This is a genomic window from Sulfitobacter dubius (genome assembly GCF_027214245.1).
In the GTDB taxonomy this organism is placed as follows: domain Bacteria; phylum Pseudomonadota; class Alphaproteobacteria; order Rhodobacterales; family Rhodobacteraceae; genus Sulfitobacter; species Sulfitobacter dubius_A.
The window spans coordinates 110245-123967 of sequence record NZ_JAPWHM010000002.1 but is presented as its reverse complement, the minus strand read 5'-3'; the positions used below and the strand labels follow the sequence as shown (position 1 = coordinate 123967).

General features: G+C 62.2%; 12 protein-coding genes. 4 read left to right on the top strand and 8 right to left on the bottom strand.

Annotation, left to right across the window (positions count from 1 at the left end; translation table 11 throughout):
- Position 1 precedes the first annotated feature (1 nt).
- Genes O4H31_RS04495 through O4H31_RS04480 form a run of 4 tightly spaced genes read left to right on the top strand, consistent with a single transcriptional unit; the run spans position 2 to position 4977 of the window.
- Entirely contained in the window at positions 2–1000 is a 999-nt protein-coding gene (locus O4H31_RS04495; protein WP_269343247.1) for an ABC transporter ATP-binding protein, read from the top strand.
- On the top strand, positions 997–1992 hold the full coding sequence (locus O4H31_RS04490) for an ABC transporter ATP-binding protein (RefSeq protein ID WP_269343245.1): 996 nt from the start codon (positions 997–999) through the stop codon (positions 1990–1992). The genes O4H31_RS04495 and O4H31_RS04490 overlap by 4 nt, the downstream gene beginning before the upstream one ends.
- A gap of 4 nt (positions 1993–1996) precedes the next feature.
- Complete coding sequence (locus O4H31_RS04485; RefSeq protein ID WP_269343243.1) at positions 1997–3586, top strand: gamma-glutamyltransferase; 1590 nt, start codon at positions 1997–1999, stop codon at positions 3584–3586.
- A complete protein-coding gene (locus O4H31_RS04480) occupies positions 3583–4977 on the top strand; it encodes a M20 family metallopeptidase (RefSeq protein WP_269343241.1) in 1395 nt (464 codons plus the stop codon). Before O4H31_RS04485 ends, O4H31_RS04480 begins: the two co-directional genes overlap by 4 nt.
- Before the next feature lie 32 nt (positions 4978–5009).
- Here O4H31_RS04480 and O4H31_RS04475 read toward each other — a convergent pair whose 3' ends face one another.
- From O4H31_RS04475 to O4H31_RS04440, 8 genes are all read right to left on the bottom strand, one after another.
- Positions 5010–6182 carry an iron-containing alcohol dehydrogenase gene (locus O4H31_RS04475; protein WP_269343238.1) on the bottom strand — a complete coding sequence of 391 codons (1173 nt, stop codon included), beginning with the start codon at positions 6180–6182 and terminating at the stop codon, positions 5010–5012.
- Positions 6146–7642, bottom strand: a complete 1497-nt coding sequence (gene glpK, locus O4H31_RS04470) for a glycerol kinase GlpK (protein ID WP_269343236.1) — start codon at positions 7640–7642, stop codon at positions 6146–6148. Before glpK ends, O4H31_RS04475 begins: the two co-directional genes overlap by 37 nt.
- A 77-nt stretch (positions 7643–7719) precedes the next feature.
- A complete protein-coding gene (locus O4H31_RS04465; protein WP_269344137.1) occupies positions 7720–9417 on the bottom strand; it encodes an ABC transporter substrate-binding protein in 1698 nt (565 codons plus the stop codon).
- Between the two features lie 85 nt (positions 9418–9502).
- Positions 9503–9775, bottom strand: a complete 273-nt coding sequence (locus O4H31_RS04460; RefSeq protein ID WP_007121386.1) for a DUF2160 domain-containing protein — start codon at positions 9773–9775, stop codon at positions 9503–9505.
- 15 nt (positions 9776–9790) lie between these two features.
- Positions 9791–10678 carry a carbohydrate ABC transporter permease gene (locus tag O4H31_RS04455; protein ID WP_132445312.1) on the bottom strand — a complete coding sequence of 296 codons (888 nt, stop codon included), beginning with the start codon at positions 10676–10678 and terminating at the stop codon, positions 9791–9793.
- The gene (locus O4H31_RS04450; RefSeq protein ID WP_093742444.1) at positions 10678–11550 is read right to left on the bottom strand and encodes a carbohydrate ABC transporter permease; all 873 of its coding nucleotides are present in this window, start codon (positions 11548–11550) and stop codon (positions 10678–10680) included. The genes O4H31_RS04455 and O4H31_RS04450 overlap by 1 nt, the downstream gene beginning before the upstream one ends.
- Entirely contained in the window at positions 11547–12632 is a 1086-nt protein-coding gene (locus tag O4H31_RS04445) for an ABC transporter ATP-binding protein (protein WP_269343224.1), read from the bottom strand. Before O4H31_RS04445 ends, O4H31_RS04450 begins: the two co-directional genes overlap by 4 nt.
- Positions 12632–13717, bottom strand: coding sequence for an ABC transporter ATP-binding protein (locus O4H31_RS04440; RefSeq protein ID WP_269343222.1), 1086 nt, complete (start codon positions 13715–13717; stop codon positions 12632–12634). The genes O4H31_RS04445 and O4H31_RS04440 overlap by 1 nt, the downstream gene beginning before the upstream one ends.
- Between the last annotated feature and the right edge of the window lie 6 nt (positions 13718–13723).

The following is a 13723-nucleotide window of genomic DNA, read 5'->3' as shown; positions in this document are numbered from 1 at the left end:
CATGACAGAACCACTTCTGAGCGTTCGTAACTTGCGGCTCGACATTCCCACGGGCGGCGGCACCCTGCATGCGGTGCGCGGGATCGACTTCGACCTTAACCGTGGCGAGACCCTGTGCATCGTCGGCGAAAGCGGCTCGGGCAAATCGCTCACCTCGCTGGCGCTGATGGGGCTCTTGGGCAAATCCATCAAACGCCGCGCAGATCGGATGACCTTTGACGGGACCGAGTTGACCACCGCCAGCCAAGGCCAGATGCGCAAGCTGCGCGGGGCGCGGATGGCGATGATCTTCCAAGAGCCGATGACCTCGCTGAACCCCGCCTACACCATCGGCGATCAATTGGCCGAGGCGCTGCTGCTGCACCGCAAAGTCAGCCGCCAGCAGGCACGGGACCGGGCGATTGAACTGCTGGAAAAAGTCGGCATCACCGCCGCCGAGAGCCGTCTGTCGCAGTATCCGCACCAGCTCTCAGGCGGGTTGCGCCAACGCGTGATGATCGCCATGGCACTGATGTGCGAGCCGGAACTGATCATCGCGGATGAGCCGACAACCGCGCTTGATGTGACCATTCAGGCGCAAATCCTGCGGCTGCTGCACGATCTGGGGCGCGAGATGAACATGGCCGTGATCCTGATCACCCATGACCTCGGCGTCGTGGCGCGGGTGGCCGACAAGGTTGCGGTGATGTATGCGGGTGAATTGGTCGAAACTGGCCCGGTCGGAGACATCTTCAACGCCCCCTCGCACCCCTACACCCGTGGGCTTCTGCGCTGCATCCCGCTGCCCGGCAAGACCGACCGCGGCGCGAAACTGGGCACCATCCCGGGCATCGTGCCCTCGCTGGTGGGCGAGGTTGAGGGCTGCGTCTTCCGCACCCGTTGCCCCCATGCCGTCGCCGAATGCCGTGGCGACATCCCCAAGCGCAAGGACGGCAGCCACGCCTTCCGCTGCATTTTCCCCGATGGCAAACGCCATTCCGAGAAGGAGCTGACCGTATGAAGGACAGCGTAAACGCCCCCCCGGTGCTGGAGCTTTCGGGCGTCAGCAAGACCTACCGGGTGAAACAAGGCATGTTCGGCAAGGTCAAACCCCTGACGGCTGTGAACGACGTATCGCTGCAACTGGGCAAAGGCGAAGTGCTGGGCCTCGTCGGTGAATCCGGTTGCGGTAAATCAACCCTCGCCAAGATCCTATTGGGGCTGGAGCAGCCGACCGCAGGTCATGTCAAAATCGATGGTGAAGAGATCACGCAGCAGGGCCGTCTGGCGCTGGCGCGGCGGATCCAGCCGATCTTTCAAGACCCCTATTCCTCGCTCAACCCACGCAAAAGCATCTATGACGTGATCTCCCTGCCCCTGCGCGTGCATGGCATCGGGGATGAGGCCAGCCGCAAGAAAAAGGTTAAGGAAATTCTCGACGTTGTCGGCCTGCCGCAGCGGGTGATGAACACCTACCCCAGCCAGATGTCAGGCGGCCAGCGCCAGCGTGTGGCGATTGCACGGGCGTTAATTATGAAGCCCGAGGTGGTGATCTGCGACGAGCCAACCTCGGCGCTGGATGTGTCGGTGCAGAGCCAGATCCTCAACCTTCTAGGCGAGCTGCGCGAAGAGTTCGGCCTGACCTATCTTTTCATCAGTCACGATCTCGCGGTGGTCGAACACCTCGCGACCCGCGTGGCGGTGATGTATCTGGGCGAGATCGTGGAGCAGAACTCGGTCGCCGGGCTCTTTGACGCCCCGCGTCATCCCTACACCAAAGCGCTGTTGAAATCGGTGCTGACGCCCGAGCCGGGCTTGGGCGTGCCAGACACCCAGCTTGGCATGGCCTATCCAAACCCGATTGCGCCGCCGCCGGGCTGCCACTTCCACCCGCGCTGCCCACGCGCCACGGATCTTTGTAAACAAAAGGCCCCACGTCACACCCCTATCCCGCAGGGGCATGTCGCCTGCCATCTGCACGATCCGGAAACCCCCATGTACGAGCAAGAGTAATCCCATGTCATCGAACCTGTCGCACAGCAGTCAAACCCGCAAAACCGTCATCGAAACCGAACATGGCGTCGTCGCCGCGCAGCATCGGTTGGCAGCAATCGCGGGGGCCGAGGTGCTGGCGGCAGGGGGCGATGCAGTGGATGCGGCCGTGGCCACCTCTTTCGTCATCGGCGTGTTGGAACCTTGGATGAGCGGCCCGGCGGGCGGCGGGGCGATGATGCTCTGGCGCGCTGAGGAAGGTCAGGCCCATGCCCTGAACCACGGCATGCGCAGCCCCGGCGCGCTTGACCCGGCGAATTATCCGCTCAGCGGGCGCGGCAAAGCAGGCGATCTGTTCCCCTGGGAGCATGTCGAAGGCGACCGCAACGTGCAGGGTGCAACGGCGATTGCCGTGCCCGGCGTGGTCGACGGGCTGGGCCAAGCGCACGCGCGCTTTGGCAAGATGCCTTGGGCCGAGCTGCTGTCGCCCGCGATTGACCACGCCCGCAGGGGGCTGACGGTGGATTGGTATGCCGCACTCGTCATCGCCTCTTGCACCCGCGAATTGGCCAAAGATGCTGACGCTGCGGACCTCTTCCTCGAAGATGGGCAATGGCCGACGATCAGCGGTTGGACCGCGCTGGCCGAAAAACGGCTGGATCAATCGCGCATGGCCGACAGCCTTGACCAGATCGCGCGGCATGGGGCGCGCGCGCTCTATGATGGTGACCTCGGGGCCGCGATGGCGAAGGATGTGCAGGACAAGGGCGGCAGCCTCAGCCACGAAGACCTGCAAGCCTACCGGGCCGAGTTCCACGCCCCGCTTGACTTCGCCTACCGCGACGCGCGGTTCCATGTCGTCCCGGGGCTGACCGCTGGCCCGACCTTCCGCGATACCTTTGCCTCGCTGGAAACCGAAGACCTCGGCAGCGCTCCCGGCCCCGACAGCTATGCCGCGATGGCTGCGGCGCTGAAGGGCGCTTATGCGCGGCGGCTCGGATCGATGGGCGACACCGGCGAAAGCCCCGAGGCCCCGGGCTGCACCACGCATTTCTCGGTCGTCGACCGCCACGGGAATATGGTGGCGCAGACGCAGACACTGCTGTCGATCTTCGGCTCGCGGGTCGTCTCGCCCTCCACCGGCTTTTTGATGAACAACGGCATCATGTGGTTCGACCCGGTTCAGGGCCGCCCGAATTCGCTCGGGCCGAACAAGCGCTGCCTGATGAACGTCTGCCCGGTGATCGGCGAACAGGGCGACAAACGCTTTGCCTTCGGCGCCTCCGGCGGGCGCAAAATCCTCGGCGCGGTGGCGCAACTGTCCTCCTTCGTCACCGATTTCGACATGTCGCTCGAAGACAGTTTCCACGCCCCCCGCATCGACGCCTCGGACGCCAACCAGCTCATCGCCGATGAAAGCCTGCCGCGCGATGTGCTCGACCGGCTGCGCGAGAACAATGAGGTCGCCGAGACCAAACGCACGATCTTTCCTTACGCTTTCGCCTGTCCCGCAGGCGTGATGCGCGACGCGGGGCGCAATTCTGGCTGCACCGAGATCATGTCGCCTTGGGGCGACGCTATTTCCGAAGATATGACAAAGGACATTGAAGCATGACCCGCGACAGCGCGATCGAAGCGATCTCGACCTATTTCGATGAGGGGACATTCCAAGCCGAACTGGCCAACCTCGTCTCGTACGAGACCGAGAGCCAGAACCCCGACCAAGCCCCCGAGCTCAAACGCTATCTGGTCGAAACGATGGAGCCGCGGCTGACGGCAATGGGCTTTGCCTGTAGCTTTCACGACAATCCCGACCCGCGCGGTGGCCCCTTTCTGGTGGGCGAGCGCCGCGAGGGCGATGACCTGCCGACCGTGCTGACCTATGGCCACGGCGACGTGATCCGCGCCCAGACCGACCAGTGGCGCGAGGGGCTGCATCCTTTCAAACTGGTCGAAGAAGGCGACAAACTTTATGGCCGCGGCACTGCCGACAACAAGGGTCAGCACCTGATCAACATCGCCGCCATCGAAGCGGTGCTGAAAACGCGCGGCAAGCTGGGTTTCAACTGCCGCATCGTGATCGAGATGAGCGAAGAGACCGGCAGCGCGGGCCTGCCCGAATTCTTTGCCGAACACCGTGAGGAACTGACCGCCGACGTGCTCATCGCCTCGGACGGGCCGCGCCTGCAACCCGATGTGCCGACCATGTTCATGGGCTCGCGCGGCGGGGTCTCTTTTGATCTGATCGTCGATAAACGCGAAGGCGCGCATCACTCGGGCAACTGGGGTGGCTTGCTGGCCGATCCGGCGATGATCTTGGCGCAGGCCCTGTCGACCATCACCGACAAACGCGGGCAAATCCAGATCCCCGAGTGGCGGCCCGACAGCCTGACCCCCTCGGTCCGCGCGGCGTTGAAAGACCTGCCGATCGAAAGCGACGATGGCCCCGCCATCGATACCGACTGGGGCGAAGAAGACCTGACCCCGGTCGAGCGCGCCTATGGCTGGAACAGCTTTGCCATTCTCGCGATGAAAAGCGGCGTGCCCGAAGCGCCGGTCAACGCGATCTCGGCCCATGCCACCGCCACTTGCCAATTGCGCTATGTCGTCGGCACCGATCCCGAAGACATCCTGCCCGCGCTGCGGCGTCACCTTGATAAACACGGGTTCGAGGATGTCCGGATCGAGCCGCATGACCGCGGCTTCTTCCGCGCGACCCGGCTGGATGCGGATCACCCTTGGGTGAAGTTCGTGGCCGCCTCCCTCACGAAAAGCGCCGGGAAAGCGCCGCATATCCTGCCCAACCTCGCAGGCTCGCTGCCTAACGACAGTTTCAGCGATATTTTGGGGCTGCCGACAGTCTGGGTGCCGCATTCCTACCGCAGCTGTTCGCAGCACGCGCCGGATGAACACGTGCTGAAACCCGTCTGCCGCGATGCGCTGCGGGTGATGGCGGGCGTATTTTGGGACTTGGGCGAGGGCAACACGCCGCCGCGCGCCACGTGAGAATGCCGGGCGGGGGCTGTGGCCCCTGCCCACTACATTGCTGCGCGGATGCAGGCTTTGAGTGTTTCCGCCTCAAGCACGCAAGGGTTGGCGCGCATGGAGGAAGAGGCTGCCGCCTCGCGGGCGGTCTCAGTCAGATCCGCATCTTCGGGGATCCAACGGTCCAACCGATCCAACTCCCAATCATCGAGCATGGCGGTGAGCGCTTTGGACGTACCGTCCAATGGCAGGTCGAACCCGTCGGAGAGCCACCTCTGCACTTCCGTGAAGCGGGCCGAGACCCCGAGCACATCCGCGTTCGCGGCCAGCACCGGCCCCAGCAGACGCCCACAGATCAGCCCATGCGGCGCGCCAAACTGCCCGCCGATCACACCCGCCAGCCCATGCACGGCCCCGAGCCCGGCATTCGCCAGCGCCAAACCGCCCGACAGGCTGACATAGGCCATCGCATCCCGCGCGGCAGGGTCTTCGCCCGCCGCCAGACGTTTGAGCGCGGCGATCCCCTGCGGGATCGCGGCACGGCAGAGCGCATCGCTGAGCGGGTTGGCTTTGCTCGAAAGATAGGGCTCGATCACCTGCACCAAGGCATCAAGGCCCGACCCCAACGTGACGCCGCGCGGTGCGCCATCCGTCAGCGCGGGATCGACCAAGGCCAAACGCGGCAGCATTCGGTCGTCGCGCAGGCTGACTTTTCGCGCGGCGTCCGGCACGGCGATGACGGCGTTTTTTGTCACCTCGGCTCCGGTGCCTGCGGTGGTGGGGATCGCGATCATCGGCAGCGGATCGGCCTGCAAGGGCCTGCCCGCGCCAACGACTTCGAGATGCTCCATCACGTCGCAATCCGACGGGATCAGCGCCGCTGCGGCCTTGGCAAGGTCGATCACCGCGCCGCCGCCCACGCCCAGCACCACATCCGCGCCGCGCCCCGCCGCCACGGCGGCGCGCACGTCTTCGACCGATGGCTCACCGCTGCTGCGGACTTCGGTCACGTCACATCCAGCCGCCGTCAGGTCGCGGCTGAGCTCATCGACCCAAGCGACGGATCCACCGCGTAAAATCAGCATTTGGCGGCCATAGCTGAGCGCGGCGTCGACGGCTTCAGTAGCAGTCCCACGGCCAAAGCGGATGCGCCCGGCGGTGGCGAAACCAAAGGCTGCGATCCCCTCCATCAGAATTGCAACGTGGCGTTTACAGCGCGCTTCCATGCGCCGTATTTCTCATCCCGCGTCGCCGCATCCATCTGTGTTTCAAACCGTCGATCCAGCGCCCATTCGCGAGCGAAGCCTTCCATGTCAGGATAGATCCCCGCCCGCTGTCCCGCCAACCATGCCGCACCAAGCGCCGTGGTTTCCAGCACATCGGGGCGGTCCACCGAGGCCCCGATCACGTCCGAGAGAAACTGCATCGCCCAGTCACTGGCGCTCATCCCGCCGTCGACACGCAGGGTGGCGATCTCGCCCGGCTGGCCTTGGGCGGCCCAATCGGCCTGCATCGCCTCCAAGAGGTCGCGGGTCTGGTAGCCCACACTTTCCAGCGCCGCGCGGGCCAGTTCCGCGGGGCCGGAGTTGCGCGTCAGCCCATAGATCGCGCCACGGCATTCGGCGTTCCAGTAAGGCGCGCCAAGGCCGACAAAGGCAGGCACCAGCACCACGTTTTGGTGCGGATCGGCCTGTTCGGCCAGCCCTTGGGTCTCGCTTGCTTCGCGGATCATTTTCAGCCCGTCGCGCAGCCATTGCACCACGGCTCCGGCAACGAAGATCGACCCTTCCAACGCATAGGTCGGCTTGCCGTCCAGTTGATAGGCGATGGTCGTGAGCAAGCGGTTGGTCGAGGTTACCGCCGTGTCGCCTGTGTTCAGCAGCGCAAAACAACCAGTGCCGTAGGTCGATTTCATCATGCCGGGCTGGAAACAGGCTTGGCCAATGGTCGCGGCCTGCTGGTCGCCCGCCACGCCAAGGATGGGAATCTCGCGGCCAAAGAGATCGGGGCGCGTGGTGCCGAAATCGGCGGCGCAGTCTTGTACCTCGGGGAGCATCTCGACCGGAATGTCGAACATTTTGCAGATCGTCGTGCTCCAGCGGCCTTTGTGAATGTCATAGAGCATGGTGCGCGCGGCATTGGTGGCGTCGGTCACATGGCGCGCGCCGCCCGTGAGCTTCCAGATCAGGTAGCTGTCGACCGTACCGAAGAGCAGCTCGCCGCGCCGCGCCTGTTCGCGCGCGCCTTCGACGTTATCGAGGATCCATTTCAGTTTCGTGCCCGAAAAATACGGATCGGCCAACAGGCCCGTGCGTTCGGTGATGATCTTGTCGTCACCCCGCTCGCGCAGTTCGCGACAGAAATCGCTGGTGCGGCGGTCTTGCCAAACGATGGCGTTGTGCACCGGCTTACCGGTTTTCGCGTCCCAGACCAGCGTCGTCTCGCGTTGGTTCGTGATGCCAATGGCGGTGATGTCATCGGGGCGCAGACCGGCCTTTTCGATCACCGCGCGGCAGGTGCCCGCGGTGGTGGACCACAAGTCGCCCGGATCATGTTCGACCCAGCCGGAACGGGGAAAATGCTGCGGAAATTCTTCTTGGGCGGTGGCCGTCACCGACATGTTGCCGTCAAAGAGGATCGCCCGCGAGGACGTAGTGCCTTGATCAATGGCGAGGATATGGGTCATGGCGCAGCCCCCGGATAATGGTTTGGACATGAAAAAAGGGCCGGGACGCTAATACGCCCCGGCCCCCAAAGTTTGGCTTACTGCCAGGACTTGATCAACTCTTCGTAGCTGATGGTCTCAGGCTCTGGGTCTTCGTTGTCGAGCTTGGCAACGGGCGAACCCTCCTGCTCCAGCCAGTAGGAGGCCTCCTGCTCTTCGTTCATTATCGGACCCAGATCACCTTGGACGCCTGCGCGCTCAAGCCGTTCCAGCACTTTTTCCTGCTCGGCGCAGAGGCTGTCGAGTGCTTCTTGCGGGGTCTTCGCACCGGACATGGCGTCGCCGATGTTCTGCCACCACAGCTGGGCCAGCTTGGGGTAATCCGGCACGTTCGTCCCGGTGGGCGACCATGCGGTGCGCGCGGGCGAGCGGTAGAATTCCACCAAACCGCCGAGTTTCGGCGCACGCTCGGTGAAGCTTTCGTGCTGGATGGTGGACTCGCGGATGAAGGTCAGACCGGCATGGGCCTTTTCAACATCGACGGTTTTCGAGGTCACGAACTGCGCGTAGAGCCATGCAGCCTTGGCGCGGTCGACGGGGGTGCTTTCCATCAGCGTCCAGCTGCCCACGTCCTGATAGCCAACCTTCTGGCCATCTTTCCAGTAGGCGCCATGCGGGCTGGGGGCCATGCGCCACTTGGGCGTGCCGTCTTCGTTCAGCACGGCCTTGGCGCTGTCGTTGACCATGTCTGCGGTAAAGGCGGTGTACCAGAACATCTGCTGGGCAATCGCACCCTGGGCAGGAACCGGGCCAGCTTCGCCAAAGGTCATGCCAGCGGCTGCGGGGGGCGTGTACTTCTCAAGCCATTCGATGGATTTGGTGATCGCATAGACCGCGGCCGCATCGTTGGTCGCACCACCGCGGGTCACACAGGAACCGACGGGCTGCGAGTTTTCGTTGACCCGGATGCCCCATTCGTCGACCGGCAGGCCGTTGGGTTCACCCACATCGCCCATGCCAGCCATGGACATCCACGCATCGGTATAGCGCCAGCCAAGCGACGGGTCTTTCTTGCCGTAGTCCATGTTGCCGTAGACTTCGACGCCGTCGATGGTGCGGCCGGTGAAGAATTCGGCGATATCTTCGTAAGCAGACCAGTTGACCGGTACGCCCAGTTCATAGCCGTACTTCTCTTTGAACTCGGCCATCAACTCAGGATCGGTGAACCAGTCCTGACGGAACCAATAAAGGTTCGCAAACTGCTGGTCGGGCAGCTGGTAGAGCTCACCGTCAGGCGACGTGGTGAAATCAAGGCCGATGTAATCGTCGAGATCGAGACCAGGGTTGGTCACGTCCTTGCCTTCGTTCGCCATCCAGTCGGTCAGGCTGCGCGCCTGCTTGTAGCGCCAATGGGTGCCGATCAGGTCAGAGTCGTTGATATAGGCGTCATAGATGTTCTCGCCCGACTGCATCTGCGTTTGCAGTTTCTCGACCACGTCACCTTCGCCGATCAGATCGTGGGTGATGTTGATGCCAGTGATCGCGGTGAAGGCCGGGGCCAGCACGTTGGCTTCGTATTCATGGGTGGTGATGGTCTCGGACACGACTTTAATGTCCATGCCCTTGAACGGCTCAGCGGCGTCGATGAAGAATTGCATCTCCGCTTCCTGCTCTTCGCGGCTCAGCGCGGAGCGTTCGATTTCCTCGTCGAGGAATTTCTTCGCGGCTTCCATATCCGCGAATGCTGGCCCGGCGAGCAGACCGAGCGTGACCGCCAAAGCGGTACTCGATTTCATGACAGATCGTTTCATTATGTCCTCCCTAGACATTTGGTCGTGTCGTATGGCTGCCCCGATTAACCGGGATCAGCCGTGATAGCGCCTAGACCCAGCGAAATACGGCTGCGGCATAGGCAAGGCAGACCAGCAGCGCATAGGGCTGTGGACCCGCCTCGAAACCCAGCCAGATCAAGTTGATAAAGGCTGAGCCGAGAAGCGTGATGAACAGACGGTCACCACGGGTTGTTTCAATCCTGAGAATGCCGGTGCGGGGCGTCTCAGGAAATTTGATCGCGAGGATCGTGAAGGTCACGAGTAACAGCGCGATGACACCGAAGAAGATCGCGGTGGGCATGGTCCAAGCCATCCAAGACATGAGCGGTCTCCCCTTTTATACGCGGCCGAGGGCAAAGCCCTTGGCGATGTAGTTGCGGACGAAATAGATCACCAAAGCGCCCGGTACGATTGTGAGCACCCCGGCGGCGGCCAGCACGCCCCAGTCGAGGCCCGAGGCCGAAACAGTACGGGTCATGGTGGCGGCGATGGGTTTCGCGTCGACCGAAGTAAGGGTCCGCGACAGCAGCAATTCGACCCATGAGAACATGAAGCAGAAGAAGGCCGCGACACCGATGCCGGAGGCAATCAGCGGGGTGAAGATACGGATGAAGAAGCGCGGGAAAGAGTAACCATCAAGGTAAGCCGTCTCGTCAATCTCCTTCGGCACGCCGCGCATGAAGCCTTCCAAAATCCAGACCGCCAGCGGCACGTTGAACAGGCAATGCGCCAGCGCCACGGCGATATGCGTGTCGAACAGCCCGACCGAGGAATAAAGCTGGAAGAACGGCAGCGCGAAGACCGCCGGAGGGGCCATGCGGTTGGTCAGCAGCCAGAAGAACAGATGCTTATCGCCCATAAAGCTGTAGCGCGAGAAAGCATAGGCCGCAGGCAGCGCCACAGCGAGCGAGATCACAGTGTTCAGCACCACGTAGATCAGGCTGTTGACATAGCCCATGTACCAGCTCGGATCGGTGAGGATCTTGGCGTAGTTCGCCAGCGTCAAATCACGCGGGTAGAGCGAGAAGCTCCCCAGGATTTCTGCGTTGGTCTTCAGGCTCATGTTGATCAGCCAATAGATCGGCAGCAGCAGGAAAAGCAGGTAGAGCGTCATCACCACCACAGACCCTTTGGGCCGAAAGCGGCTGCGCCGGGCGCGTTTGGCAGTGGTCACGTCACCCGGAATGGGCGCGGCACCGGGGGCTTGCACGGTTGTGTCGGTCATCACACACCATCCCTTTTGTCGAGGTTGACCATAACGGTGTAGAACACCCATGAAATCAACAGGATAACAAGGAAATACATCAGGCTGAAGGCCGCTGCGGGGCCGAGGTCAAACTGGCCAATGGCCATTTTCACCAAGTCGATGGACAGGAATGTCGTAGCATTGCCCGGCCCGCCTCCGGTGACGACAAACGGCTCGGTATAGATCATGAAACTGTCCATAAAGCGCAGCAGGATCGCGATCATCAGCACCCCTGCCATCTTGGGCAGTTCGATATAGCGGAACACGGCCCAACGGCTGGCCTGGTCGATCTTGGCCGCCTGATAGTAAGCGTCCGGAATGGATTGCAGACCGGCATAGGCCAAAAGCGCCACCAGAGAGGTCCAGTGCCAGACGTCCATGACCACAACGGTAATCCAAGCGGCGGTGATGTCTTGGGTGTAGTTATAGGTGATGCCCAGCTTGTCGAGCGTGTAGCCCAGAAGGCCAATGTCGACGCGGCCAAAGATTTGCCAGATGGTGCCGACCACGTTCCACGGGATCAGCAGCGGCAGCGACATCAGCACCAGACAGAAGCTGGCCCAGAACCCGCTTTTCGGCATGTTCAGCGCAACGAAGATGCCGAGGGGGATCTCAATCGCCAAAATGACGCCCGAGAAGATCAACTGACGGCCCAGAGCGTCCCACATCCGGTCGCTGTCGAGCATGTCGGAAAACCACTCAAGCCCGGCCCAGAAGAACTCGTTCCGGCCAAAGGTGTCTTGCACCGAATAGTTCACCACGGTCATCAGCGGGATCACAGCCGAGAAGGCCACGAGGATCAGAACCGGCAGGACAAGGAACCATGCCTTTTGGTTGACGGTCTTGTTCATGCGGCTTCTCCCTCTGCGCTGATGCGCCAATCATCGGCATAGACATTGATGCCCGCCGGATCGAAACTGATCGCGGTGTTTTCGCTTGGCACCTTGGCACCCTCCTCGGCGATGGCGCTGACCGGCTGGCCAGCCACATCAAGGCGGATGATTTTGTGACGGCCCACATCTTCGACGCGCGTCACCTTTGCAGGCAGGCCCAGCCCTTCGCCGTTGAGCCGGATAAACTCGGGCCGGACGCCCAGCTGGGTTTTGCCGCCCTTGGGGGCGTAGCTTTTGGTCAGGTCGATGTTTGTTCCCGCGACCTGCGCGGCATTGCCCAAGATCTGCGCGTCAAACAGGTTCATCCCCGGCGAGCCGATGAAATAGCCCACGAAAGTATGCGCGGGCCGTTCGAACAACTCTTGCGGTGTCCCGATCTGCACCACACGGCCATCGTACATCACCACTACTTTATCCGCGAAGGTCAGCGCCTCGGTCTGGTCATGGGTCACATAGATCATCGTGTGGCCAAACTCATGGTGCAGCGATTTCAGCTGCGTGCGCAGCTCCCATTTCATATGCGGGTCGATCACGGTCAGCGGCTCGTCGAACAACAGAGCGTTCACGTCTTCGCGTACCATGCCGCGGCCCAGTGAAATCTTTTGCTTGGCATCCGCCGTGAGGCCCCGCGCCTTGCGGTTCAACTCGTCTTCCATGCCGATCATTTGCGCAATCTGCTGCACGCGCTCTGCGACATAAGAGGCATCCGCGCCCCGGTTGCGCAGCGGAAAGGCGAGGTTATCGCGCACGGTCATCGTGTCGTAGACAACCGGGAACTGAAACACCTGCGCGATGTTGCGCTCTGCCGTGGGGGCGTGGGTCACGTCCACGTCGTTAAACAGAATGCGACCCTGCGAAGGCTGCAACAGCCCCGAGATGATGTTGAGGAGGGTGGATTTGCCACAGCCCGACGCGCCCAGAAGGGCGTAGGCTTCGCCGTCGATCCAGTCGTGGTTCAATTCCTTGAGGGCGAAATCATCCTCATGGCCAGGGTTCGGCAGATAGGAATGCGCAAGGTTATCAAGCGTGATCTTGGCCATTATGCCGCCTCCGCATAGGGCGCGGCAGAGACAAGGGCCCCGTTCGCGTCAAAGAGATAAATATGCGCCGGATCGAGATAGACCGGCAGCGGCTGACCCGGTTTCAGGTGCTGGATGCCATGCACCAGCCCGACCCATTTCGCGCCGTGATAGTCGAGGTGAATAAACGTCTCCGACCCCGTAATCTCGGTCACATTCAGCTTCGCGTCAAAGCCGATCGCGCCGGGAGCCTGCGCGCTTAGCGTCAGGTGGTTGGGGCGGAAACCGGCGGTATATTCACCGTCTTTCAAGCTCGCCATCGTGGCAGGCGCGGGCATTTCGCCGCCATCGAACCGGAGCGTGCCGCCAGATTTGGTCATGCTCAGGAAGTTCATCGGCGGGTCGGAGAAGACCCGCGCCGTCGTGGCATTCTCAGGCCGACGGTAGACGCTTGGCGTCAGGCCAAACTGTGTCACGCGGCCCTCCCAAAGCGTCGCGGTGTTGCCGCCCAAAAGCAGCGCCTCTTCCGGCTCTGTCGTGGCATAGACAAAGATCGACCCGGCGCGTTCGAAAATTCGCGGGATCTCGGCGCGGAGTTCTTCGCGCAGTTTATAATCAAGGTTCGCCAGCGGCTCATCCAACAGCACCAACCCGGCGTTTTTCACCAATGCCCGCGCCAAAGCGCAGCGCTGTTGCTGGCCGCCCGAAAGCTCCAGCGGTTTGCGGTCAAGCATCGGGGTCAGCTGCATCAGTTCAGCCGTCTCGCGCACCGCGCGGTCGATCTCGTCTTTGGATTTACCGACCAGCTTCATCGGCGAGGCGATGTTGTCATAGACGGTCATCGAGGGGTAGTTGATGAACTGCTGATAGACCATCGCCACTTTGCGGTCTTGAACGCGCATGCCGGTGACATCTTCGCCGTTCCAGATCACTTGGCCAGTATTGGGCACATCAAGCCCCGCCATCAGCCGCATCAGCGAGGTCTTGCCTGCAGACGTTGGCCCCAAAAGCACGTTCATCGTGCCCTTTTCCAAGGTCAGGTCGGTCGGGTGGATATGCGTTTGACCGCCCACCGTTTTCGACACGTTTTTTAGGATCAAACTCACGTTCGT